General features: G+C 65.5%; 21 protein-coding genes. 10 read left to right on the top strand and 11 right to left on the bottom strand.

Annotated features, from left to right (window positions below; translation table 11 throughout):
- From B447_RS18680 to B447_RS18670, 3 genes are all read left to right on the top strand, one after another.
- Positions 1-1922 (top strand): SbcC/MukB-like Walker B domain-containing protein (locus B447_RS18680; protein ID WP_002944164.1); only part of this gene is annotated, 1922 nt, incomplete at its 5' end.
- 228 nt (positions 1923-2150) lie between these two features.
- Positions 2151-4325, top strand: a complete 2175-nt coding sequence (katG, locus tag B447_RS18675) for a catalase/peroxidase HPI (RefSeq protein ID WP_002932045.1) — start codon at positions 2151-2153, stop codon at positions 4323-4325.
- Between the two features lie 234 nt (positions 4326-4559).
- Positions 4560-6458 carry a putative bifunctional diguanylate cyclase/phosphodiesterase gene (locus B447_RS18670; protein WP_002944160.1) on the top strand — a complete coding sequence of 633 codons (1899 nt, stop codon included), beginning with the start codon at positions 4560-4562 and terminating at the stop codon, positions 6456-6458.
- Between the two features lie 38 nt (positions 6459-6496).
- On the opposite strand, the gene B447_RS18665 is transcribed toward B447_RS18670, so the two are convergent.
- Positions 6497-9499 carry an ATP-binding protein gene (locus tag B447_RS18665; protein WP_232431677.1) on the bottom strand — a complete coding sequence of 1001 codons (3003 nt, stop codon included), beginning with the start codon at positions 9497-9499 and terminating at the stop codon, positions 6497-6499.
- A gap of 295 nt (positions 9500-9794) precedes the next feature.
- Between B447_RS18665 and B447_RS18660 the strand changes: the two genes are divergently transcribed.
- The 5 genes from B447_RS18660 (at position 9795) to B447_RS18640 (ending at position 12351) form a co-directional block, all read left to right on the top strand.
- Positions 9795-10484: a CsgG/HfaB family protein gene (locus B447_RS18660; protein WP_002944157.1), complete on the top strand. Its 690-nt coding sequence runs from the start codon at positions 9795-9797 to the stop codon at positions 10482-10484.
- Between the two features lie 24 nt (positions 10485-10508).
- Complete coding sequence (locus tag B447_RS18655) at positions 10509-10877, top strand: DUF4810 domain-containing protein (protein ID WP_002944156.1); 369 nt, start codon at positions 10509-10511, stop codon at positions 10875-10877.
- Between the two features lie 11 nt (positions 10878-10888).
- Positions 10889-11581 (top strand): DUF799 domain-containing protein, encoded by a 693-nt coding sequence (locus B447_RS18650; RefSeq protein ID WP_002944153.1) that lies wholly within the window; start codon positions 10889-10891, stop codon positions 11579-11581.
- 105 nt (positions 11582-11686) lie between these two features.
- Entirely contained in the window at positions 11687-11944 is a 258-nt protein-coding gene (locus B447_RS18645; RefSeq protein WP_002944152.1) for a type II toxin-antitoxin system Phd/YefM family antitoxin, read from the top strand.
- 5 nt (positions 11945-11949) lie between these two features.
- Positions 11950-12351 carry a type II toxin-antitoxin system VapC family toxin gene (locus B447_RS18640; RefSeq protein ID WP_002944151.1) on the top strand — a complete coding sequence of 134 codons (402 nt, stop codon included), beginning with the start codon at positions 11950-11952 and terminating at the stop codon, positions 12349-12351.
- A gap of 44 nt (positions 12352-12395) precedes the next feature.
- On the opposite strand, the gene fghA is transcribed toward B447_RS18640, so the two are convergent.
- Together fghA and B447_RS18630 are read right to left on the bottom strand one after the other, a co-directional pair.
- A complete protein-coding gene (gene fghA, locus B447_RS18635) occupies positions 12396-13244 on the bottom strand; it encodes an S-formylglutathione hydrolase (RefSeq protein WP_002944150.1) in 849 nt (282 codons plus the stop codon).
- A gap of 16 nt (positions 13245-13260) precedes the next feature.
- Positions 13261-14376 carry an S-(hydroxymethyl)glutathione dehydrogenase/class III alcohol dehydrogenase gene (locus B447_RS18630; RefSeq protein WP_002932009.1) on the bottom strand — a complete coding sequence of 372 codons (1116 nt, stop codon included), beginning with the start codon at positions 14374-14376 and terminating at the stop codon, positions 13261-13263.
- A 156-nt stretch (positions 14377-14532) separates the two neighbouring features.
- On the opposite strand from B447_RS18630, the gene B447_RS18625 reads away from it, so the two are divergent.
- Positions 14533-15438 (top strand): LysR family transcriptional regulator, encoded by a 906-nt coding sequence (locus B447_RS18625; protein ID WP_002944149.1) that lies wholly within the window; start codon positions 14533-14535, stop codon positions 15436-15438.
- Here B447_RS18625 and B447_RS18620 read toward each other — a convergent pair whose 3' ends face one another.
- The 5 genes from B447_RS18620 to B447_RS22670 form a co-directional block, all read right to left on the bottom strand.
- A complete protein-coding gene (locus tag B447_RS18620; protein ID WP_198291839.1) occupies positions 15439-16110 on the bottom strand; it encodes a DNA-3-methyladenine glycosylase family protein in 672 nt (223 codons plus the stop codon).
- A gap of 57 nt (positions 16111-16167) precedes the next feature.
- Positions 16168-17787, bottom strand: a complete 1620-nt coding sequence (tnpC, locus tag B447_RS18615; RefSeq protein WP_002937033.1) for an IS66 family transposase — start codon at positions 17785-17787, stop codon at positions 16168-16170.
- 29 nt (positions 17788-17816) lie between these two features.
- A complete protein-coding gene (gene tnpB, locus B447_RS18610; protein WP_002937031.1) occupies positions 17817-18176 on the bottom strand; it encodes an IS66 family insertion sequence element accessory protein TnpB in 360 nt (119 codons plus the stop codon).
- Complete coding sequence (gene tnpA, locus B447_RS18605) at positions 18176-18484, bottom strand: IS66 family insertion sequence element accessory protein TnpA (RefSeq protein WP_002937029.1); 309 nt, start codon at positions 18482-18484, stop codon at positions 18176-18178. Before tnpA ends, tnpB begins: the two co-directional genes overlap by 1 nt.
- A gap of 69 nt (positions 18485-18553) precedes the next feature.
- Positions 18554-18805, bottom strand: a complete 252-nt coding sequence (locus B447_RS22670; protein ID WP_002944143.1) for a hypothetical protein — start codon at positions 18803-18805, stop codon at positions 18554-18556.
- A 399-nt stretch (positions 18806-19204) separates the two neighbouring features.
- Here B447_RS22670 and B447_RS22665 point away from each other — a divergent pair, with 399 nt between their 5' ends.
- The gene (locus B447_RS22665; RefSeq protein ID WP_157384731.1) at positions 19205-19453 is read left to right on the top strand and encodes a hypothetical protein; all 249 of its coding nucleotides are present in this window, start codon (positions 19205-19207) and stop codon (positions 19451-19453) included.
- Positions 19454-19806: 353 nt separating this feature from the next.
- On the opposite strand, the gene B447_RS18595 is transcribed toward B447_RS22665, so the two are convergent.
- The 3 genes from B447_RS18595 to B447_RS18585 are packed head-to-tail and all read right to left on the bottom strand — an operon-like array spanning position 19807 to position 23332.
- Positions 19807-21672, bottom strand: a complete 1866-nt coding sequence (locus B447_RS18595; RefSeq protein ID WP_037983168.1) for a DUF3732 domain-containing protein — start codon at positions 21670-21672, stop codon at positions 19807-19809.
- Positions 21669-22121, bottom strand: coding sequence for a three component ABC system middle component (locus B447_RS18590; RefSeq protein WP_002944140.1), 453 nt, complete (start codon positions 22119-22121; stop codon positions 21669-21671). The genes B447_RS18595 and B447_RS18590 overlap by 4 nt, the downstream gene beginning before the upstream one ends.
- Entirely contained in the window at positions 22118-23332 is a 1215-nt protein-coding gene (locus B447_RS18585; RefSeq protein WP_002944139.1) for a dsDNA nuclease domain-containing protein, read from the bottom strand. Before B447_RS18585 ends, B447_RS18590 begins: the two co-directional genes overlap by 4 nt.
- Positions 23333-23352 lie beyond the last annotated feature (20 nt).

The following is a 23352-nucleotide window of genomic DNA, read 5'->3' as shown; positions in this document are numbered from 1 at the left end:
GTTGCGCGGCCGCCCGGCTCGCCGCCGACAAGGTGCTCGCCGCCGCCGATGCCCGCCAGCAGGCGCTGGCCAGCCAGCGCAGCGCGCTCCTCGCCCGCATCGACAACCTGCAAGCGCTGGCCGGCGCGGCTGCCAGCCTCGAACTGCGCCTGCAGCAGGCCGAGCAGCGTGCCCGTGCGCTTGCGGCGCTGGCTGCCGCTCGTACCCAACTCGGCCGCCACGAAGCCACCGCAGCCAAGGCCCGCCAGGCGTGCGATTCCGCCATGCAGGGCGCCAGTGCCGCCCGCGCCGCCTTCGCCACGCTGGACATGCGCTGGCGCCAGGCCCAGGCCGCCATCCTTGCCCGCCATCTGCATGACGGCGAGCCCTGTCCGGTATGCGGCAGCGCCAACCATCCTGCGCCCGCCGTGCATGCGGATGAACTGCCCACCGAACAGGCGCTGCAGGCGGCTGCGGAGCAGGCGCGCGCGGCTGACAGTGCGCTCGATGCCGCCCGCCAGGCGCTCAATGCCGCCGAACTGGCATGCGCCGCGGCAGCGGCCGAAGTGGACACGCGGGCGTCGGCACTGGCCCCGGCGGGTGACGACGAACCGGATCGCGCGGATGCCGAACCTGCGCAGCTGCGCCATCAGCTCGACGCCGCGCACGCAGCGGCGACCGAGCTCGCCACATTGCGCACGCAATTGCTCGCCGTCGAGCAGGCCACTGCCGACGTTGCGGCAGCGGCCGAACAGGCGCGTACGCAAGCCGTCTCGGCCGCCAGCGCCGCGCATGCCGCTGCGCAGGTGGCCGCGGAGCGTCGCGCCGGCGTGCCCGAGGCCTTGCGCAGCCCGGTTGCGCTGCAGGCTGCGCTGGCGGAGGCCCAGGCGCGACGTGCCCAGCTCGAACGCGTGCTGCAGCAGGCACAGGCAATGCATGACCAGGCAGCGCGCCGTGTCGCTGCGTTGCAGGCCCAGAGCGCCACCCTGGCCGAGAGCGTGGCCGCGGCCGCGACGCGCGTCGATGAGGCGCGCCTCCAGTTTGCCGAGGCGCTGGTCACCGCGGGCTTCGCGGCGGAGGGCGGTAGCGAATCGGGTGGCGAGGCTGCGTGGCGTGCCGCCTTGCTGCCTGCCGAGCGCATCGCTGCCCTGGACGCTGCGATCCGCGAGGCTGAACAGCGCCATGCAGCTGCCCGCGAACGTGCCGAGCGCGCCCTGAGCGCCATTGCCGGGCTGGCGCGCCCCGATCTCGATGCCCTCGAAGCCCGTGCCGCTGCGGCCCGTGCCGCGGTCGAGGCCGTGCTCGATCGCATCGCCCAGGCCCGCGGCGCCCTGTCCGCCCTCGCCGACACGCTTGCGCGTCTCGACCTCATCGCACGCGAATCCGGCGCAATCGAGGCCGAGTACCGCATCGTCGGTCATCTTGCCGACATCGCCAACGGCAACAATGGGCGCAATCTCACCTTCCAGCGCTATGTGCTCGCGGCACTGCTCGATGACGTGCTGCGTGCGGCTTCGCTGCGTCTGACGGCGATGAGCCGCGGCCGCTACCAGCTCCAGCGTCGCGAGGACGTTGCCGATGCGCGTCGTGCCGCCGGCCTCGATCTGGAGGTCGTCGACGAGTACACCGGCCGCAGCCGCCCGGCCGCCACGCTGTCCGGCGGGGAGGGCTTCATGGCCTCGCTGGCGCTTGCGCTCGGCCTGTCCGATGTCGTCCAGGGCTACGCCGGCGGTGTACAGCTCGACACCCTGTTCATCGACGAGGGCTTCGGCAGCCTCGACCCGGAGTCGCTGGAACTGGCGATGCGGGCGCTGATCGACCTGCAGCAGCGCGGCCGCATGGTGGGGGTGATCTCGCACGTGGAGGAGATGAAACAGCAGATCGATGTTGCGGTCGACGTCGTGCAGGGCGTCCGGGGCAGCCGGATCAGAGTGAAGACCTAGGCCTCGCCGGCTGCTCCAGGCGATTGCCGGGATCGGTGTCGATAGCGTGTTGCAATCGATGTTATTGCTTTCAATTGTCAATTCCTTTGCTAAGCTGAAGTCATGGGCAGTCGGGGAGCACGGCGACCGTGTCGGTCGTGTGTGTTGCAGGCCTCGGGGCGTCAGCTTGGGCGAGTCGCTTGCGCTGCCTTTTTCCGTAGGTGAGATGGACCATTACAGGAGAACATGATGAGCGGGAATGACAACAACACGGCCGGCGGTTGCCCGGTGATGCATGGCGCGAACACGGCTTCCAGCAACTCGGTGATGGCGTGGTGGCCCAACGCGCTCAATCTGGACATCCTCCACCAGCACGACAGCAAGTCGAACCCGCTGGGCGCGGACTTCGACTATCGGGAAGAACTCAAGAAGCTCGACGTCGAGGCGCTCAAGAAGGATCTCAAGGCGCTGATGACCGACAGCCAGGAGTGGTGGCCGGCCGACTGGGGCCACTATGGTGGCCTGATGATCCGCATGGCCTGGCACGCGGCCGGCACCTACCGCATCGCCGACGGTCGTGGCGGCGCAGGCACCGGCAACCAGCGTTTCGCCCCGCTCAACTCCTGGCCCGACAACGGCAACCTCGACAAGGCCCGCCGCCTGCTGTGGCCGATCAAGCGCAAGTACGGCAACAAGGTGAGCTGGGCCGACCTCATCATTCTCGCCGGCAACATGGCCTACGAGTCGATGGGCTTCAAGACCTTCGGTTTCGGCTTCGGCCGCGAGGACATCTGGCACCCCGAGAAGGACATCTACTGGGGCTCCGAGAAGGAATGGCTCGCCCCCAGCGGCGGCGAGGGCTCGCGCTACTCCGGCGAGCGCGACCTCGAGAATCCGCTCGCCGCGGTGATGATGGGCCTCATCTACGTGAACCCCGAGGGTGTCGACGGCAAGCCCGACCCCTTCAAGACCGCCCACGACATGCGCGTGACATTCGCCCGCATGGCGATGAACGACGAGGAGACCGTCGCGCTCACCGCGGGTGGCCACACCGTCGGCAAGGCGCATGGCAACGGCAGCGCAGCCAACCTCGGCCCTGCACCGGAAGGCGCGGACATCGAAGACCAGGGCTTCGGCTGGGTGAACCACAAGACCCGCGGCATCGGCCGTGACACCGTGACCAGCGGCATCGAAGGCGCGTGGACGTCCAAGCCCACGCAGTGGGACAACGGCTACTTCGACATGCTGTTCAAGCACGACTGGTGGCTGCAGAAATCGCCTGCCGGCGCCTGGCAGTGGGAGCCGGTGAACATCGCCGAGGAAGACATGCCGGTCGACGTCGAGGACCCGTCGATCCGTTGCAAGCCGATGATGACCGACGCCGACATGGCGCTCAAGTTCGACCCCGAGTACCGCAAGATCGCCGAACGCTTCCGCGACGACCAGGCCTACTTCGAAGAAGTCTTCGCCCGCGCCTGGTTCAAGCTGACCCACCGCGACATGGGGCCGAAGGCGCGCTACATCGGCCCCGACGTACCGGCTGAAGATCTCATCTGGCAGGACCCGGTGCCCGCCGGCAACAAGAACTACGACGTGGCGGCGGTGAAGGCGAAGATCGCTGCTGCCGGCCTGTCGGTCGGTGACCTGGTCGCCACCGCCTGGGACAGTGCGCGCACCTTCCGTGGCTCGGACAAGCGCGGTGGTGCCAATGGTGCGCGCATCCGCCTTGCGCCGCAGAAGGACTGGGAAGGCAACGAGCCGGCGCGCCTCGCCAGGGTGCTCGCCGCCTACGAGAAGATCGCCGCCGAGACCGGCGCCAGCGTGGCCGACGTCATCGTGCTCGGCGGCAACGTCGGCCTGGAGCAGGCGATCAAGGCCGCTGGCTTCGATGTCGAGGTGCCCTTCGCCCCCGGGCGCGGCGATGCCAGCCAGGCGCAGACCGACGTCGAGTCCTTCGCCGTGCTCGAGCCGGAGCATGACGGCTTCCGCAACTGGCAGAAGAAGCACTACGTCGTGCAGCCCGAGGAGATGCTGCTCGACCGCGCCCAGCTGCTCGGGCTCACGGCGCCCGAGATGACCGTGCTGATCGGCGGTCTGCGTGTGCTCGGCACCAACCACGGCGGCAGCCAGCACGGCGTGTTCACCGATCGTGTCGGCGCGCTCACCAACGACTTCTTCGTCAATCTGACCGACATGCGCTACAGCTGGAAGCCCACCGGGCGCAACAGCTACGACATCGTCGAGCGCAAGAGCGGCGCGAAGAAATGGACCGCAACCCGGGTCGATCTGGTGTTCGGCTCCAACGCCATCCTGCGCGCCTACGCCGAGTTGTACGCGCAGGACGACAGCAGGGAGAAGTTCGTGCGTGACTTCGTTGCTGCCTGGACGAAGGTGATGAACGCCGACCGCTTCGATCTCGGCTGATCGCTGCGTAACCCTTTCGCCGCCTCGGCTGCGGCGAAAGGGGGTGCAATGACGCTTGCAAAGGGCCCGCGGCGCGTGGGCGATTGATGCTGCAAGGCGTCCCATTCCTCGTTAAGCTTCTGCGGGCGGTGTCGGCTGACACCGCCCATTTTTTGTTGACGATCCCGCTTTGCGGCGGAGGACGATGATCGATTTCGGCCCTTGCGCCATGGCCCTTGCAGCGCGTCCACGGGCATGGCGATAAACCTGCTGGCGACCGATTCAGCGGCTCGGCTGCTCGCAGGCGGGCGGGCGATTGCCGTGCGTGTCGCCGGCTTGCTGTTGCTGGTTCTGCTCTTCCTCCTGTTCCGGCACTGGGGTTGGCCGCCGGGCGTGCACCTGGCGCTGGCCGTTGTCTTCCTCTACGTCGCGGTGAGTACGGGCGCCCAGGTGCAGCGCCTGCGGGCGACTCAGCGCGCCTATCGGTTGGCGATGCAGGCCGCGCACGACGGCTTCTGGGACTGGGACCCGGTCAGCAAGCGTCTCGACGTTGGCCACCGCCTGCTGGAGATCCTTGGCTACAGCCAGAACTTCCTGCTCGATACGCACGCCTGGCTGGCGCTGGTGCACCCGGACGACCGCGCGCACTACAACCGCACCGTGGCCGAGCATCTCAAAGGCAGGACGCCGTTCTTCTACTGTGAGTACCGGGTACGCTCGCACAGCGGCGAGTACCGCTGGATCGCATCGCGTGGCATCGCCGTGCGTGACCGCCGCGGCGTTGCCTACCAGATGTCGGGCTCGGTCACCGACATTACCGAGCGCAAGCGCCACGAGGCGCAGATCGCCTATCTGGCCGAGCACGACCAGCTCACCGGCCTGCCCAACCGCTTCCTGCTCGCAGAACGTCTGGCCGAGGCATTGACGGCAGCGACGGCCGCTGGTGGCCAGGTGGCACTGGTGTTCATCGACCTCGACCGCTTCAAGGACATCAACGACTCGCTGGGTCACCGTCTCGGCGACCACCTGTTGCAAGCCGTCGCCGAACGCCTGGTTGGCGGCCTGGCCAACGGCGAGGTGCTGGCGCGCCAGGGGGGCGACGAGTTCATCGTGCTCATGCCCGGAGTTGCTGGCCGCGAGCTTGCCGAGTCGCGGGCGCGGGCGCTGCTCGAACTCCTGGAGTCGCCCTTCGTCACCGACGGCAACCACCTTCACGTCGGTGCCAGCCTCGGCCTCAGCATGTTCCCGGACGACGCGGCCGACGCCGAGCAGTTGCTGCGCAATGCTGACACCGCGATGTACGCCGCCAAGCGCGACGGCGGCGGCACGGTCCGCTGGCACACCCCGGAGATGAAGGAGCGCGTGCTGCACCGCGCGTCGATGGAGGCGCGCCTGCGCCGGGCGATCGAACACGGCAGCTTCGAACTGCATTACCAGCCCCAGTTCGAGACTGCGACCGGTCGCCTGTTCGGCGCCGAGGCGCTGCTGCGCTGGCATGACGGTGACGAGTGGATCGCCCCCGATCGCTTCATCCCGGTCGCGGAAGAGACCGGGCTCATCGTGCCGATCGGCGACTGGGTGCTGGACAACGCGACGGCCTGCGCAGCGCGCTGGCGCGACAGCCTGCCCTACCCCCTGCGCATGGCCATCAACCTGTCGCCGCGCCAGTTCTGGAGCGGCGACCTGCTTGTGCGCGTGCTTGCCGCCGTCGAGCGCCATGGCGTCGACCCGGCCCTGATCGAGCTGGAGATCACCGAATCGATGCTGCTGCGCGCCGAGGGTGACCATGTTGCCGCGCTGCGTACGCTGCGCCAGCGTGGCATGCGGCTGGCGCTGGACGACTTCGGCACCGGCTACTCATCGCTCTCCTACCTGCACCGCCTGCCCTTTACCAGCCTCAAGATCGACCGCAGCTTCGTGGCCGCACTGTTCGATGACGATGGCAATTACGGCGACGGTGCGGCGCTCATCCCGGCGATCGTCGCCATGGCGCACAGCCTGGAGCTGGAGGTCGTGGCCGAGGGCGTCGAGACCTCGGCCCAGCTGGTGCACCTCAGCGAAATCGGTGTCGATCTGCACCAGGGCTTCTACAGCGGCAGGCCGGTACCCGAAGCGGCGTTCGTCAGCCAGTTCGTCGCCGCCGACCGGCGCTGAGTGCGAAGTCGGCCGCGCCAGGCGCGTGCCGGTGGCGATCAGCCCGCTTGCCAGGGCAGACTGTCGGCGATCAGCGTGGCGACCTGGGTTTCCAGTGCCGACAGCGCCGCGTCCAGCGCCTCTGCACTTGCCTCGCTACGGTCGACGGCGTCCTCGAGTGCCCGCGCGGCCTGCATGAGATCGAGCGCGCACAGGAAGCCGGCGTTGCTCGCCAGGGTATGGAGCCGGCGTCCGGCACTGACGCGATCGCCGCGGGCGAGTTCGGCACGTGCGTCGGCCACGGCACGGGCGTTGTCCTCGGCAAACATGTGCAGCAGGCTGCAGAACATCGATGCGTCGCCGCCGAGACGTTGCATGGCGCGTTCGCGGTCGATGCCGGGGATGGCCGGAAAGCCGTCGCCCGGTGTGGCTGCGGCTGTTTCTGCGGGCGCTGGGGCGGGAGCGGCGGGCGAGGCCTGGCGCGGCGTTACCCAATGCGCCAGCAGTTCGGCCATCTGGTCCAGGTCCATGGGCTTGGGCAGCACGTCGTCGGCGCCTGCGTCGCGGGCGGCGGCGCGCTGGTCCTCGCGCACGCCTGCGGTGAACACGATGATGGGCAGCGTGCCCAGGCCGAGCTCGCCGCGGATTGCGCGCGTTGCACTCAGGCCATCCATCACCGGCATCTGCACGTCCATCAGCACCGCGTCGAAGCCGTCGGGGCGGGTGCGCAACAGCTGCACCGCCTGCTGGCCGTCTGCGGCCAGGGTCGCGTTCGCACCCTCGAGGCGGAGGGCGCGTTCGACCAGGTCGCGGTTCATTGCGCTGTCGTCGACCACCAGCAGGTGAGCGCCCTGCAGGCGCGGGCCGCGCGGCTGTGCATGCCGGCGCGGCGCGAGCCGGCGTATCTCGTCGGCGCTGACGCGTGTCACCGGGACCTCGAACCAGAACAGGCTGCCTTCGCCGACCCGGCTGTCGACGCCGATCTCGCCGTCCATCAGTTCGACCAGGCGCTTGCAGATCGACAAGCCCAGCCCGGTGCCGCCGAAGCGGCGCGCGATGCCTGCGTCAGCCTGGGCAAACGGTGCGAACAGGCGGCCGAGCGCCTCCGGAGCGATGCCGATGCCGGTATCGAGGATGTCGACCCGCAGCCGCAGTGCGGCTGCGCCGCAGTCATGCGCGCGCACCCGCACCGTGACTTCGCCGCGCTCGGTGAACTTGATCGCGTTCGCGGTGAGGTTGAACAGCACCTGCTCGATGCGCAAGCCGTCGCCGAGGAGCGCGTGCTCGAGCGGGGCGGGGGCGTCCACATGCAGCGCCAGCCCCTTGGCACGCGCAGCCTGGCCCATCAGGCTGTCGACGTTGGCGAGCAGCACGCCGAGGTCGAACGGCCGCGGCTCGATGCGCAACTGGCCGGCTTCGATCTTGGACAGGTCGAGTACGTCATTGAGGATGGTGAGCAGCGACTGGCCCGCGCTGCGAATGCGCTCGACCATGTCGCGCTGGTTGGCGGCGAGCGGCTCGCGCTCGAGCACTTGGGCCAGCCCGAGCACCGCGTTCATCGGCTTGCGGATCTCGTGGCTCATGTGGGCGAGGAACTCGCTCTTGGCCGCATTGGCCGCCTCGGCAGTGGCGGTAGCCTGGCGCAGGCGTTCTTCCATCTCCTTGCGCGCGCTGATGTCCTCCACGATGACGAGGTAGCGCGGCGCGGGCTCGGAATACACCCGCACCGGCGCGCAGGTCAGGCTCGCCCACACCGTCGAACCGTCCGGCCGCAGGTAGCGCTTGCTGAGCCGGTAGCCGGTGCTGGCGCCGCGGCGCAGGCGATCGAGCTCGCTCAGGCCGGCTTCCACGTCCTCGGGGTGGGTGATGCGTGCGGGGTCGAGTCCGGTCAGTTCCGCAACCGGGCGGCCGACGATCTCGGCAAAGCGCCGGTTGGCCTCGGTGATCCGTCCGCTTTCCGAGTCGAGCAGCACGACGCCGAGCGGCGCCTGCTCGAACATCACCCGGAAGCGCGCCTCGGCCGCGCGCTGGGCCTGCAGTGCGGCAAGCTCCTGGCGTTCCTGGTCGCGCCGCCATAGCAGGTAGCCGCCGGAATAGACCAGCACCAGGCCCAGGCCCATCGCCAGCGCGGTGGCCCAGGCCATGGTGCGGATGCCGGCGTAGGCTTCGCGTTCGTCGATCTCGGCGAGCATCAGCCACGGCGTGCCGTCGACCGCGGCCGCATAGGCGAGCACCGGCACGCCGCGGTAGTCGCGCCCGTTTTCGAGGATACCGAGCTGCCCTTCCACCGCGCGCGCTGCGGGCAGCGCAGGCGCGTCGAGCGGGCGGGTGAGCGCCAGGGCCGGCTCGGGGGCGTGCCGCAAGGGCGTGAGAAAGCGCACGCCGGCCGGGTCGCGGCGCACGAGATAGGTTTCGGCGGTGTGCGTCGGCACGGGCCAGGATTCGACCAGGGGGTAGAGCGCAGCGCTGGCCTTCCAGGTCAGATACACCACGCCCCGCGCTGCACCCGGCTCGCCGATGGGTGCCAGCACGCCATACTGCACCTCGCCCGCGGCGTCACGGTGCAGGTCGATGAGCTCGACCCGGGGGCGCGCGAGGATGTCTGCCGCCAGTGCATGCAAGGGCCCGATATCGGTGCCGCCGATGCTCAGCACCGGCCGCAGTCCGGCATCGACGATGGCCAGCCCGCCCCAGCCGCGGCGGCGCGCGATCTCGACGAGATGCTCGCGCATGCGCTCGAGGCGGACGCCGTCGCCCCGTCCGCCCGCCAGCCAGGTAGCGTACAGGCTTTCGAAGCGTGAATCGGCCGAGAAGTAGGATTCGGCGTCGATCCGGGTCTCGTGCAGCGAGTTCTCGATCTGCTGGCGCTTCTGCTCGGCGATCACCGCCAGCGTGCGGTGCGTCTCGCGACGGATCTCCTCGCTCAGGTAGCGGTAGCCGACCACCCCGGTCACGCTCATCAGCAGCGAGATGAGGGCCAGCGGCAGGATGAACCGCAGCCACAGCGTGCGTATGCCGTCTGCGGTTTGGGCAGGGGCGGCGGAGAGGGTGGCAGTGTTCATGTCGGCAGCGGGCAGTGCGTTGGCCCGGCCCGGGGGCAGCGCAGAGTGGGCGAACGATATGGCATCGCACGGCAACGGCGCGTGGTCGTCGGCCAGGGGGCAAAGCAGGCCATAATTATGCACCATCGGAGAGGATTGGCTGCGGCGCTTGTTCCCGCCGTGGGAGCGGCGCCAGCCGCGAGGGGGTGAAGGCGATGGCGTCCGGGTTGTGCCTCGATCATGTGCGCATGCACAAGGCTGCGCTTTGCGGCAGAATGCCGGGCTTTTCCATTGACATATTACGGAGCCGGCCCAGATGCCTCGCAAACCCGCTTTCCGCACCCTCGCCGTTGGTATTGCGCTGCTTGGCGGCGCAGCCTTGCTCGGCGGTTGCGCCACCGAGCAGTCGCGCACGCTGGAGGTGGCCAAGGTGGCCTCGGCCGGCACGGTATACACCGGCCAGCGCAGCCTCATCGCCGTGGGCAAGTTCGATAACCGCTCCAGCTTCATGCGCGGCATCTTCACCGATGGTGTCGACCGCCTCGGCAGCCAGGCCAAGACCGTCCTGATCACCCATCTGCAGCAGACCGGGCGCTTCAACGTGCTCGACCGCGACAACATGGCGGAGATCAGGCAGGAGGCGGCGCTCGCCAAGTCGGCGCAGAACATCAAGGGCGCCACCTTCGTCATCACCGGCGACGTCACCGAGTTCGGCCGCAAGGAAACCGGCGACAAGCAGCTGTTCGGCATCCTCGGGCGCGGCAAGTCGCAGATCGCCTACGCCAAGGTCAATCTCAACGTGGTCAACGTCGAGACCTCGGAAGTGGTCTATTCGGCCCAGGGCGCAGGCGAGTACAGCCTCGACAACCGTGAGGTCATCGGCTTCGGCGGCACCGCGGGCTACGACTCCACGCTCAATGGCAAGGTGCTCGACCTCGCCATGCGCGAAGCGGTCAACCGCCTGGTCGAGGGCATCGAGTCCGGCGCCTGGCAACCCGGCCGCTGATCGGCACGCAACGGAAGCTCCACGATGATGCGTTTCCTGTCTGCACGGCGCTCGGCCGTGCTTGCGCTCGCCGCCACCTTGCTGCTGGTCGGCTGCGCCACCGGCCCGCAGCCGCTCTACTACTGGGGCGACTACCAGCCCGCGCTCTACGGCCACTTCACCAAGGAGGTCGGGCCGCAGGAGCAGATCGCCAGCCTCGAAGCCGGCCTGGAGAAGGCGCGTGCCGCCGGCAGGCCGGTGCCGCCGGGCTACAACGCGCACCTCGGCCTGCTGTATGCCGAAGGCGAGCAGGGCGACCAGATGGTGAAGTACTTCGAAGCCGAGAAGGCGCTCTATCCGGAAAGCGCCGGCTACATCGACTTCCTGCTCGGCAAGTTCAAGCGAACGAATTGAGACGCCCGACGATGCGATTCCGAACCCCTTCCATCCGCTCGGCGCAGGCCGGGCTGGCCGCCGCGTTTGCCGCCGCCCTCATCGCCACCGGCTGCGCGACGCCCACGCCCTACGACTACAGCGCTTTCAAGCAGAGCCGCCCGGCCTCCATCCTGGTGCTGCCGCCGCTCAACAGCTCGCCCGACGTGGCCGCCACCTACAGCATGCTGTCGCAGGTCACGTTGCCGCTGGCAGAGTCCGGTTACTACGTGCTCCCGGTCAGCCTGGTGGACGAGACCTTCCGCCAGAACGGGCTGTACAACCCGCCCGAGATGCACGAGGTGGCACCGCAGAAGCTGCGCGAAATCTTCGGTGCCGACGCCGCGCTTTACATCAACATCAAGCAGTACGGCACCAGCTACGCCGTGCTGGCGAGCGAAAGCCGCGTCACCGCCGAGGCCAGGCTGGTCGATCTGCGCAGCGGGCAGTCCTTGTGGCAGGGCGAGGCCACCGCCTCCAGCGCCGAAGGCCGCAGCTCCAGCGGCGGCCTGGTCGGCCTGCTCGTGCAGGCCGTGGTCGCCCAGATCGTCGAGAGCGTGACCAACAGGTCGCATCCCATCGCCGGCATCACCAGTAACCGCCTGCTGGCGGCAGGCAGGCCGAGCGGCATGCTGTACGGGCCGCGTTCGCCTAATTATCAGAAGGACGGAAGTGTGCCGCGCTGACACGCGCCTCGGGGCGGGTGAGGCCCCGAGCACCGTGCGATGAGGAATTGACGGCCCATCCCCATCAGTACAAACTAGTCACAAAGCTAGTCAGGAGGCGTGATCATGCATGTGTGGCCGGTACAGGACGCGAAGGCGCGGTTCAGCGAGTTCCTCGACAGCTGTCTGGCCGAGGGACCGCAGATGGTCACCCGGCGAGGTGTCGAGGCCGCGGTATTGATTCCGGTGCAGGAGTGGCGCCGCCTGCAGGCCGCGGCGCGGCCCTCGCTCAAGGCCCTGCTGCTGGCGGATGAGGCGCGCATCGAAGAGCTCGTTCCCGCGCGCGGCACGGTCAGGCGCCGCGCGCCGGTGGATCTGGGCTGATCCACATGTACCTGCTCGATACCAACGTCGTCTCCGAACTACGCAGGCCGCGGCCCCACGGCGCCGTAGTCGCCTGGCTGCAGTCGGTGGAGGACGCCAGCCTGTTCCTGTCGGCGGTCACGCTCGGCGAGATTCAGGCCGGGATTGAACGCACGCGCGAACAGGATCCGGCCAAGGCCGCCGAGATCGAAGCCTGGCTCGAGCGCGTGGCCAGCGCCTGGAACGTGCTGGCGATGGATGCTGCGGCCTTCAGGGAGTGGGCGAGGCTGATGCACCGCCAGTCCGACACACTCTACGAGGACGCGATGATTGCGGCGACTGCGCGGACGCAGGGTCTCACCGTTGTCACACGCAATGTTGCGGATTTCAAAACCCTCGGGGTAGATGTGTTGAATCCTTTCGCGTAGCCGCGTCCGCGCCGATGGTTGGCGAAAGCGACCATCCGTCGTGTTTACCCCGCCAGCGCCGTTGCGTGATGCCGCAGGTGGTCGTCGATGAAGCTGGCGATGAAGTAGTAGCTGTGGTCGTAGCCCGGCTGCAGGCGCAGCGTCAGCGGGTGGCCGGCGGCGGTGGCGGCGGCGTGCAGGGCCTCGGGCTTGAGCTGTTCGGCGAGGAAGCCGTCGGCTTCGCCCTGGTCGACCAGCAGCGGCAGGCGTTCGCCGGCTTGCGCGATCAGCGCGCAGGTGTCCCATTCGCGCCACTGCGCGCGGTCTTCGCCCAGGTAGCGCGACAAGGCCTTTTCGCCCCAGGGACACTGCATCGGGTTGCTGATCGGCGCAAAGGCAGACACCGAGCGGTAGCGCCCCGGGTTGCGCAGCGCGCACACCAGCGCACCGTGGCCGCCCATCGAATGCCCGCTGATGCCGCGGCGGTCGGAGGCGGGGAAGTTGGCCTCGATCAGCGCCGGCAGTTCCTCGACCACGTAGTCGTACATGCGGTAGTGGCGTGACCACGGCGCCTGGGTGGCGTTTACATAGAAGCCGGCGCCGTGGCCGAAGTCCCAGGCGCCGTCCGGGTCGCCGGGCACCTCGGCGCCGCGCGGGCTGGTGTCGGGGGCGACGATGATGAGGCCGAGCTCGGCCGCCATGCGCTGCGCCCCCGCCTTCTGCATGAAGTTCTCGTCGGTGCAGGTGAGCCCCGACAACCAGTACAGCACTGGCAGGCGGGCGCCTGCCTGCGCGGCCTGGGGCGGCAGATAGACCGCGAACACCATGTCGCAGCCGAGCACGTCCGAGTGGTGGCGGATGCGCTTGTGCCAGCCGCCGAAGCTCTTCTGGGTGCTGAGGATCTCCAGGCTCACGATCTGTTCTCCCGCGTCAGAAATGGATCACCGTGCGGATGCTCTTGCCCTCGTGCATCAGCTCGAAAGCCTGGTTGATGTCGTCGAGCGGCATGTTGTGGGTGATGAAGGTGTCGAGCGGGATCTCGCCCCTCTGCGCCTTCTGCACGTAGCTCGGCAGCTCGGTGCGGCCCTTGACGCCGCCGAAGGCGCTGCCGCGCCACACGCGGCCGGTGACGAGCTGGAATGGCCGGGTGCTGATCTCCTGCCCCGCGCCGGCCACGCCGATGATGGTCGATTCGCCCCAGCCCTTGTGGCAGCACTCGAGCGCGGCGCGCATCAGCTTGACGTTGCCCACGCACTCGAAGGAGTAATCGACGCCGCCGTCGGTCATGTCGACGATGACCTCCTGGATCGGCTTGTCGAAATCGTTCGGATTGACGAAGTCGGTCGCGCCCAGCTCGCGGGCGATGTCGAACTTGGCGGGGTTGATGTCGATGGCGATGATGCGCCCGGCCTTGGCCATCTTCGCGCCGATGATCGCCGCCAGGCCGATGCCGCCGAGGCCGAAGATGGCCACGCTGGCGCCTTCTTCCACCTTGGCGGTGTTGAGCACCGCGCCGATGCCGGTGGTGACGCCGCAGCCAAGCAGGCAGACCTTGTCGAGCGGCGCGTCCTTGGGGATCTTGGCGAGCGAGATCTCGGGCACCACGGTGTATTCCGAGAAGGTCGAGGTGCCCATGTAGTGGTAGATCGGCTGGCCCTGGTAGGAGAAGCGCGTGGTGCCGTCGGGCATCAGGCCCTTGCCCTGGGTCGCGCGCACCGCCTGGCACAGGTTGGTCTTGCCCGACTTGCAGAACTTGCACTCGCGGCATTCGGCCGTGTACAGCGGGATCACGTGGTCGCCCACGGCGAGCGAGGTCACGCCTTCGCCCACCGCCTCGACGATGCCGCCGCCCTCGTGGCCGAGGATGGACGGGAAGATGCCCTCGGGGTCGTCGCCCGACAGCGTGAAGGCGTCGGTGTGGCACACGCCGCTGGCGACGATGCGCACGAGCACCTCGCCCTTCCTGGGCGGTTCGACATCCACCTCGACGATCTGCAGGGGCTGGTTGGCGGCAAAGGCAACCGCGGCGCGGGATTTGATGGTCATGGCGGACATCCTGATGGCAAGCGGGCCCACGGCCTGCGACCGGCAAAGTATCGCCATGCCGCTAAATCCGATAAATGATTAATTTGAGATTTCACGCTTCCATTTTCTGGAATACTCCAGGCTTCGGCCTGGCCCTGGCCAAACTGGATTCCGAGCATGCTCAACCGCCTGGAGATGCTGCGCATCTTCTGCACCGCCGCCGAATCGCACAACTTCAAGGACGCCGCCAAGCGCCTCGGCGTGTCGCCGCAGGCGGTCACCCGCGCAGTGAAGGAGCTGGAGGACCACGTCGGCGAACTGCTCTTCCACCGCAATACCCGCCACAACCGCATCACCGAGTTCGGCGAGCAGCTTGCGGCGCGCGCGCGCCACAGCCTGCAGGGCGTGGATGCGATCTTCCACGGCGCCGAGCAGGCGCGCGACAGCGAGCTGGCCGGCCTGGTGCGCATCACCGCGCCGCGGGCGCTCGGCCGCCACGGGCTGATGCGCGTGCTCGGCGCCTTGTGCGCGCAGCACCCCGGGCTGCAACTCGACCTGCGCTTTTCCGACCAGTTTGCCGACATGGTCGACGAGCAGATCGACATCGGCATCCGTGTCGGCGTGTTGCGCGACAGCCGCTTCGTCGCACGCGCGGTGTCGCGCGTGTCCTTCCACATCGTCGCCGCGCCCGAACTGCTCGCGCGCTGCGGCGCCCCGGCGACGCTGCAGGACCTGGCCGAGCGCCCCACCACCGTCGCCATCGACCCCAACACCGGGCGGCCGTGGGCGTGGTTCCTGGCCGGCGGCCAGCAATGGCTGCCGCGCGCACCCACCTTCGCCACCGACGACACCGGTGCCGAGGCCGAGGCGGTGCTGGCCGGCGTCGGCTTCGGCCAGCTCACCGCCTACCTGGCGGCGCCGCACCTGCGCGCAGGGCGCTTGGTCGAGGTGCTGCCCGAACTCGCGCCCGAGCCCTGGAGCCTGTCGGTGTACCGCCCGCAGCGCGGCCCGGTGGCGGCGCGCATCCGCCTGGTGTTCGACCGGCTGGTGGAGTACTTCGGCGAGCGCGCGCAGTTTCCGTAGTCAGGGCGCCCGGCGGCCGCTGCCCGTGTGCGCCGGCAGCGCCGAGTCAGCCGCCCACAGGTGCGCGGCGATGAGCGCGCGCCACGGCGAAAAACCCGCCAGCCAGCTGCGCGCATCGTGCTCGCCGAGCCTGTCCGGCGCGCCGAGCAGTGCCTGCAGCGCACGCCGCACGGCCGCATCGCCGTGCAGCGAGCCGTCCATCCAGCCGAAACCGCGCAGCAAGGTGTAATCCACCGTCCACGGGCCAACGCCGCGCGCGCTCAACAGCTGGTTGCGGATGTCGTCCACCGCAAGCGTGTGCAGCCAGGCGTCGAGCGGCAGCGCACCGTCCGCCACCAGGTGGGCAAGGGTGTGCAGGGTGTTTGCCTTGGCCGCGGAGAAGCCCTCGGCGCGCAGCGCCGCCACCGTCAGCGCCGCCACCCGGCCGGCGTCCGGGTAGCACATCAGGCCGCAGGTGTGGCGCACCCCCGCCGCCACAATCAGCTTGCGCCGCAACGCAACCGCCGCCCCCAGGCTGATCTGCTGCCCGGTCACCGCCCAGCTCAGCGCCTCGAAGGGCGTCGCCGCCACCGCCACGCGCAAGCCGGCCTGGCGAGCGATCAGCGCGCCGGCCTGCGGGTGCGCACGGTGCTGGCGCTCGAAGGATTCGATGTCCTGGGTCAGGCCGAGCATGCGCCGCACCATGGCCTGGAACCGCGTCGGTAAGCGGTAACCGAGCGGCGTTCTTGCCTACTTCGAGCGCGGGTGGAGATCGGATCGAAGCGGATTGGCCGCGAAGTGTTGCTTCCACAGCCTTGGGGTGAGTTGCGCGACATCGGCGGCAGGGTGCTGGCCGACGCGCTGGAGCACATCGACCAGATAGGCATAGGGGTCGATGTCGTGCAGGCGACAGGTGGCGATCAGGCTCTGCGCGATCCCCACGTATTTCGCGCCGACCTCGGTCCAGCAGAAGAGCCAGTTGCGGCGGCCCATCGGCACTACGCGTAGCGCCCGCTCGAGGTGGTTGGTGTCGATCGGCACCTCGGGGTCGGCGAGGTAGACCTCGAGGGCGGCCCGGCGCTCACGCACGTAGGCCAGGGCAGTGGTCAGCGGTGAGCTCGGCAGTAGCCCCTGGGATTCGAACTGGGCGTCGACCCAGTCGAAGAACCGGTCGACCATCGGCTTGGCCTGGGCGAGCCGGTATGCGCGGCGTGCCTCGCCGATGAGTTGTGCCTCACGGATGTGCTGCTCTACCGCGTAGAGCTGGCCGATCATCTCCAATGCCTGCGTCGCCCGTTCGGGCTCGATCGACTGGGCCTCGAAGAATTTTCTTCTCGAGTGCGCCCAGCATTGCGCGCGCGTGAGCCCGCATTTTTGTGCGTAACGTTCGTAGGCCGCGTAGCCGTCGGTGAGCAGCACCGCCCCCTCGGGCGGTGGGTCGGTCCCCAGGGTCTGCGCAATGTGTTTGCCACTACGCCCCTCGTGATAGGCGAAGCAGATTTCGTCGCGCTCGCCATACACCGGCCAGAAGTAGCCGCCCTTCATCTTCCCCGGGCCGGCGCGCCCGGCCTTGATCGGGGTCTCGTCCATCGCCTTGATGCGACTTGCGCGGATCGAGTCGAGCTGGGCCGTAAAGACCGGCTCGAGCAGCGCGAGCGCCGCGTGGGTGAGCTGCGTGAGCCACGGGCGCGAGACCCGGATGCCGTTGTCCCCGAGCCGCTGATGCTGGCGGTACAGCGGCTGGTGGTAGCAGAACTTGTCGGTGATGAGCCCGGCGATGAAGCTCACGTCGGCGCGGCTACCGTCGATCACCCCGGCGGGGGCCGCCGGGCAGTGGATCGTCTGCGTGTCGCGGCGCTTGATGACCGGGCGTACGTACTTGAGGATCACGTAGCTGCCCGGGCGCTGCGCCAGGCGATGGCTCACCTTCTCGCCGATCACCTCGAACTGTTCGGCGGTGAGGCCCTCGGTCTCGGGGTTGGCGAGCGTGATCGTCTCGACCGGGACGCGCGTCTCGTCGAAGAACAGCGCCGAGTCGTCCTTGCTCTGGGTGAAGTCGGTGCGCGACGCACGACGGGTGTGTCCCGCCACGGTCTTGCCGGGGACATCGGGCTGTGTGTCGGGGATCGGCAACTCGCCCAGATACATCTGCGTGGTGTCGGGTGACACCACGCGCTTCTCGCTCTTCTGGCCAAAGAGCTGGCGGCGGAACCACTCAAGCTGATGCTTGAGTGCCGCAAACTCGAGCCGCATCGCATCCATGTCGCGCTGCAAGGCGACGTTCGCCTGCGCCATCTCGACGATGCGCTCGGGCGCCCACTGGGCGGCCTCGGCAAGGGTCGGAACGGGGGTGCAGTGCGGCGCGGGCATGGCGCGTATTTTACCGCAGAACCCAGCATTCATGCGGGTTGCACGGCGTTTGCGGGCAGTTGGAAACGGCGCTTGGTGCGGGCCGGCTCGATGCCTTCGAGCAAGAGTTTGAGCCCGGTCCAGTCCATCTGGCGCGTGCGGACCTGCGCCCAGTTCGACACGAAGCGCCCCTGCTCGAGACGCTTGGCCCACACGCAGAATCCGGTGCGATCCCAGTACAGCACCTTCATCTGCGTGCCGCGTCGGTTGATGAACACGAACAGCTCGCCCGACAGCGGATCGCAGCCGAGCGCCTGGCGTGTGAGCGCGTACAGGCCGTCGAAGGATTTGCGCATGTCGACCGGGCGGCCATAGACATGGACCCGGACCGCGCCTTCGGGGAAGAACATCAGCCGCGCGACAGGTGAAGGATCACGCCGTCGCCCAGGTCGAGCCGCAGTTCGAGGCGACCCGTGCCGCCGAGTTTGAGCGTGCCGGCGTCGACGAAGCCAGTGGCCTCCATCGCCAGCGCGGCAGGCTGCGTACTCGGCTCGCCCAGCAGGCTACGCCAGCGCCGGAAGCTCGACTCGCTGAGCCCCTCGCGGGCGCAGAACGGCTCGATCCCCAGGCCGCTCGCGGCAAACCGCGCAAAGACGGTTTCCCACTCCTGGCGGCTACGCCGCCGCCACTTGTTGTTGGTCGCTGTCGCCCTGGTCACTGCCGGCTCCTCCCTGATGAATGTGGGAGGGATTGTTCCGCGTGGGCGCGGGCGGGCAAAGAACGCCGCTCAGTGACCGGTTACCCGCGTCGAGCACTCCGCAGCCGCCGCGCCGTCGATGGCGAGCTCGGCCACCGCCCGACCCGGCTCGAAGCGCAGCGCCAGGCACGCCGCCAGGCCGTTCCACACCAGTCCCTTGCGCAAGGACGCCGCGTCTGCCGACTCGGCCACTTCATGCGCGTCACGGCGGTGGAAGGCGAGAATGTCGCCCGGCCGGAAGGTGGCGGGCAGCGCGAGAGTGCAGGAGAGTGTGGTGGGCATGGGGGGCGCTTGCTGTGCTTTGACTGGATCGGATGCCATTGCACCACGCGGGGAAGCATCTTTCCTGTTGCGGTGTCCAAGCTGGCGGTTCTTGATCTTTGCTGATCTCTATCCAAGACTGCAGCAATGGGTGCCACTCAGCGGACAATGGCAATCAAGGCCAGGCGCCCCTCGATGCCACTGGATCAGACCGAGGATTCGCACATGCAGCAGCCCTACCACCCCCCTGATTCGAGCCTGTCGACGGATGCGGACATTGCACGCCAAGTCTGCAATCGGATCATCCGCCAGGGTAATGAGGCAGAGCGCCAGCGCGAGCAAGAGCGCCTGGAACGAGAAGCAGGAGCGCGAAGCCCTACCAGTCGGTCATCCGGGGGGGCAGCCTCTTGGGCCGCACTCGTGACCGTACTTACCACCCTGGTGTACTTTGTCCTCGATGTACAGAGAGGTATCCCTGCCGGCCAAGAGACGATGTACGCCGTTGCGATCGGCGGTGCCATATCGGCTGGCTTGCTTGCATTGGTGTTCGCGATCTGGCTGATCGACCTTGTGTTCAAGGGCATCGCCCTGTTGATCACCAAGGTGGCGCTCCCTCTTGCCGCGCTGGCCCTGCTGGCTTGGCTTGGCGCTCACGCACTTGGCCTGTAGCAAGACGCTGAAGGCGGTCTGAGTGAAGGCTGAGTGAGCGTTAATCGGCCGGAGCCGCCGTTCGCTGTCTAACGCCGGTGAGTCAGAAATGCATCGGTTACCTGCCACTCACCAGCGAAATGCTAGCGCCACCTTACCAATGGAGTGAAGGAGTGCTCTCGACAGAAAGCCACCGATCAGCTATCGCTGGGCCATAGAGACGTAGGTAGCGGACAGGCCCATACCGAACGGCTACATCGAGAGCTTCAATGGCCGGTTTCGCGACTCCACCTCAGCGCGCTCGCGTAGCGCGCCGAGCGCAACCCAAAAGAGCCGGCTCATAGTGGCATGAGTATCGGCACGCCTTGTGAGGCCTATTGACGTGACTCCGCAGGCATTTCATCGTCCGGAGCCTCAAGAATGAGGCCATAGTCGTCGCGGAGCTCCCTGTCGACAAGATGAAACCGGTCCAGGTTAAGCGAAGTCCAGTGTTCCTTGCCGATGTGTTCTAGCAAGATGATCTGGAATCCACCGAGTTCGTCCATGTCGATGACAAACTGGTTTAATTCCGTCAAGACTTTGTCTAGGCTGCGGATGTCATCGTTGGGCTTGCCGTCGCTCGAGAAGTAGGGCGTGCTGACCTGATCAAGCACCAAGAAAGAGGGAACCCACGGGATTGACCGTGTCTTGGCGATCTCGTGAATTGCAAGGAAGCAGGAAACGTGGAGATAGAGGTAGTTCGATGCACTTCCCACGTCCGGCATCTTTTCTACCGTTGAAAAATCGGGAGAGTGCAGGTGGATCAATTTCTCTTTCTCACTAAAGAAAGCGGAGAAATTGTTGTAACCCTTTAGAGGTAGTTTCATGAGTCGCTTGTTGATCAAGCGATTCAGCCCCTGCTTTGCTAAATTGCTCTTTTCCTCGTTCTGATCCACGATCCGTTGCAGGTCGGCAATGGAGTCATCGAGGCCGTCTTGTGGGGGCTGAACTGGTCGGTCCTCACCTTGACGGTAGATATCGAGCTTCGCTTCCAGGCGACCTAGATAGCGATAATAATCATTGGGTTTGTATCGAATCGGCTGCTTTATCTCAATCGCGGATAATTCCTCTCTGAGTATCTGTATTTTCCTTTCATTCTGTTCGAAAATATTTTTGACTTCCTCTAGAAATGGAAAGCTCTTGCGGCTACGCAGTGAAGATTTGATATCCGAGAGCTCGCGCTGTAGGCGGGCTATGACTTCGTTGGCGAGCTGGGAAGGAAATATGTTTTCAGCCTGCGAATTGAATGCATTGACAGGCTTGAGCGAGTCCTCGGTTTCTTTCAACACACCGGCGTAAGCGGGCTTGTTGTCGATGAACGCCCGCAGCTGGCGATTTTTGGCAGTTAGACTGAAGATTTCGCTCTCGATCCGCTCGACTTCGCGTTTGTGATCGTTTGGAATTGTCGGTACTTGAACCAATTCGCGGAGTACGTCGATCATTTCTTCATACGATTCGGGAATGCGATCGATGACGCCGAGCAAATGGGCCTCGCTGGATAGCGCCCCCACTTCCTCGGCAAAAGCATTTGCAGACCTGGCGTACGAATCATTCTTTCTTGCCTGAATGGCTCTCTTTCGTTCCAGTTCAGCGAGGCGATTTCGTGAAAGAGCGGTGTCTACATTCTCAGCACCGATGGCCATGCGGAACGTCCGTTCAATGGCTTCCTGATAGCGGCCATCGGTCGGACGAATGAAGAGGTGGTTCGGCGCGACGATGGTGTTTTGGTCTTGGTAGCTATACGCGAGGAAATTTCGAAAGGAAACCTTCGATCCTGCCTGTATGTACCTGCCGCCGTATGGAACCCTCAATTCGGCATCGATGCCAAATGCGCCGCTCAGAACCTTCTTGAGATTGTCGATCCGCACATTTAGTACGGGGGAGGGCGGGACTATTCCATTCTCGTTGAAATACGCCTGATCCGTCGTTCCGTTACTCTCGGAAGGTCGTGCGATGACAATTTCATTGCCGTCGACGGAAATTTTGATTCCGTACCAGTCCACCTTGGAGTCAATATTTGTCTTAGATATGCCTGTTGTCTCACTAGCAAGAAGACAATAATCGATGATATAAAGAATAGATGACTTGCCTTTTCCAGAGTCGCCCGTGATGACATTCACTCGATTTGGAAGAAAATCAAGAGTTCGTTTGATGCCGTTCTTTTGCCAAAGAACGACACTTGAAATTTGTATTCGACTCACAGCTCAATCCTGAATGTTTGATAGAGATCCGCGGTGGATTCGCTGAGGATCAGGCCCAGCTTGGGGCCGGATGCTAGGATATCTGATGCGATTTTGCCAATCTCGGAGTTGCTCTGAAGGAATATCTGCTTCTTGAGTACCAAGCAGTCGTCTTCCAGTGCAACCATGCCCAGCTCCTCCGCGAGAAGTATGGTATTCAAGGAAGTGATGGTCAGGTCCTCGTATCGTGCGCGTACCGTGATAAATGCGGCTGGATTGGAAATCAGGAGATCCTTGCTGCTCAAGACAACGCTGGTTCGCCTTTTCAGGACCGAGCGCACGACCCTGTCAAAAAGCAAGGGCAGGACCAGCATCGCTTTGGCTAGGGACAACTTGCGCCCTGCCGAGTTTTCCAGCGCGCTTTGGATGGCGACCGTGCCCATCAATTCGTTTTGAGACAAGCGATTCATTTTTTAAACTTGCTCTGCCAGTTCTTGCGCCACCCGATGCGAGGAAGGTTGGATAGCTTGATATATTTGCCGCAGCTCAAATTGATCGGAAGCTCTATATCGCCCGCCTTCAATGGAGTGCGCATCGTTTGGTCGTAGCAGCCCAGTGATGCCTGCTGATGCGCCGCCTCATCATCTTCTTTTGTACTTCTGTGTGATTGGTTATGTAGCAGTTGCCAGTCGGAAACAGCTTTGTTTTCCAGCCTGGAGTTTTCGCTGGCACTGAACGAGCCAGCATCCCGGAGTGATTCCATGAACTGCTCCGCCAGTATCATTTCGACTCCGCGATCAACGATTTCTTCATCGCTGATGCCAATATCTTTGAGCTGATCATGAAATTTGCTGTTGTTAAAGGATAGCGTGTCGGGCCGTTCATAGCTGTAGTAGATATCAACGAATCGATCGAAATCGGCGGGTTCAGCTCGGGCTGATCTGACAATCCTGTCAAAACCCATCTCTGTACGGAAATCATCGAAGGTGATGACGACTTTTTCGCCTTTGACGATTCTTGAGAACTTCGATTGCTTAAATGCGCCGATTACGTATTTCGCGGTATCTTCCACCCGTGATTTCGGAATCGAGAGCTGTCGCAGGGCTGAAGATATTCTTGTGATGATTGAGGAGTTATCAGAGTGAAACTCAAATCGTTCGAATATGAACTTGAGCTCTTCGTCGCTCGCCTTCGAAACCGATTTCACGTATTTTGCAAGGGGGTTAGGCGACTCGTCAGGTTTCTTTTTTGATTCTGCCGCTGAAATTTCTTGATCCGTATTTTTTATATGCTCGATGATCGCTTGAATGTTCTGGCGTGGGGCTTTCAGCAAGCTCACAAATGCCTGGTTGTTGAGGCTTTTGTTGGTGTAAAGCTGGAATGTGAGTGTCCGGTAAGGCGGCAGGCCCGGGACGAGCTTGAGCCAGTTGTGTATAGTCTTCCAAAGGTCAATGTCTCGGTCCGTGACGTTGCCCGGGTCGACAGAGTGCTTGACCTGGATGAGCAGAAGGTCTTTGATGGATGCGTCGTCTGTGGCAGTTTCAACATGGATGTCGTCGTGGAGCTCAAGACCTAATGTTTGCTCCGGTCTGAGGTCGATAAGCTTTTCGATGTAAACGAAATCTTGGAATTCGAAACCAAGCGAAGTTTTGTCCGCTGCTATCTTGTCTGAATGATTCATGCGATTTTCGTTCGAATGAG

This window comes from Thauera sp. 27 (genome assembly GCF_000310125.2).
Lineage (GTDB): Bacteria > Pseudomonadota > Gammaproteobacteria > Burkholderiales > Rhodocyclaceae > Thauera > Thauera mechernichensis.
This window is presented reverse-complemented; position numbering and strand designations above follow the sequence as displayed.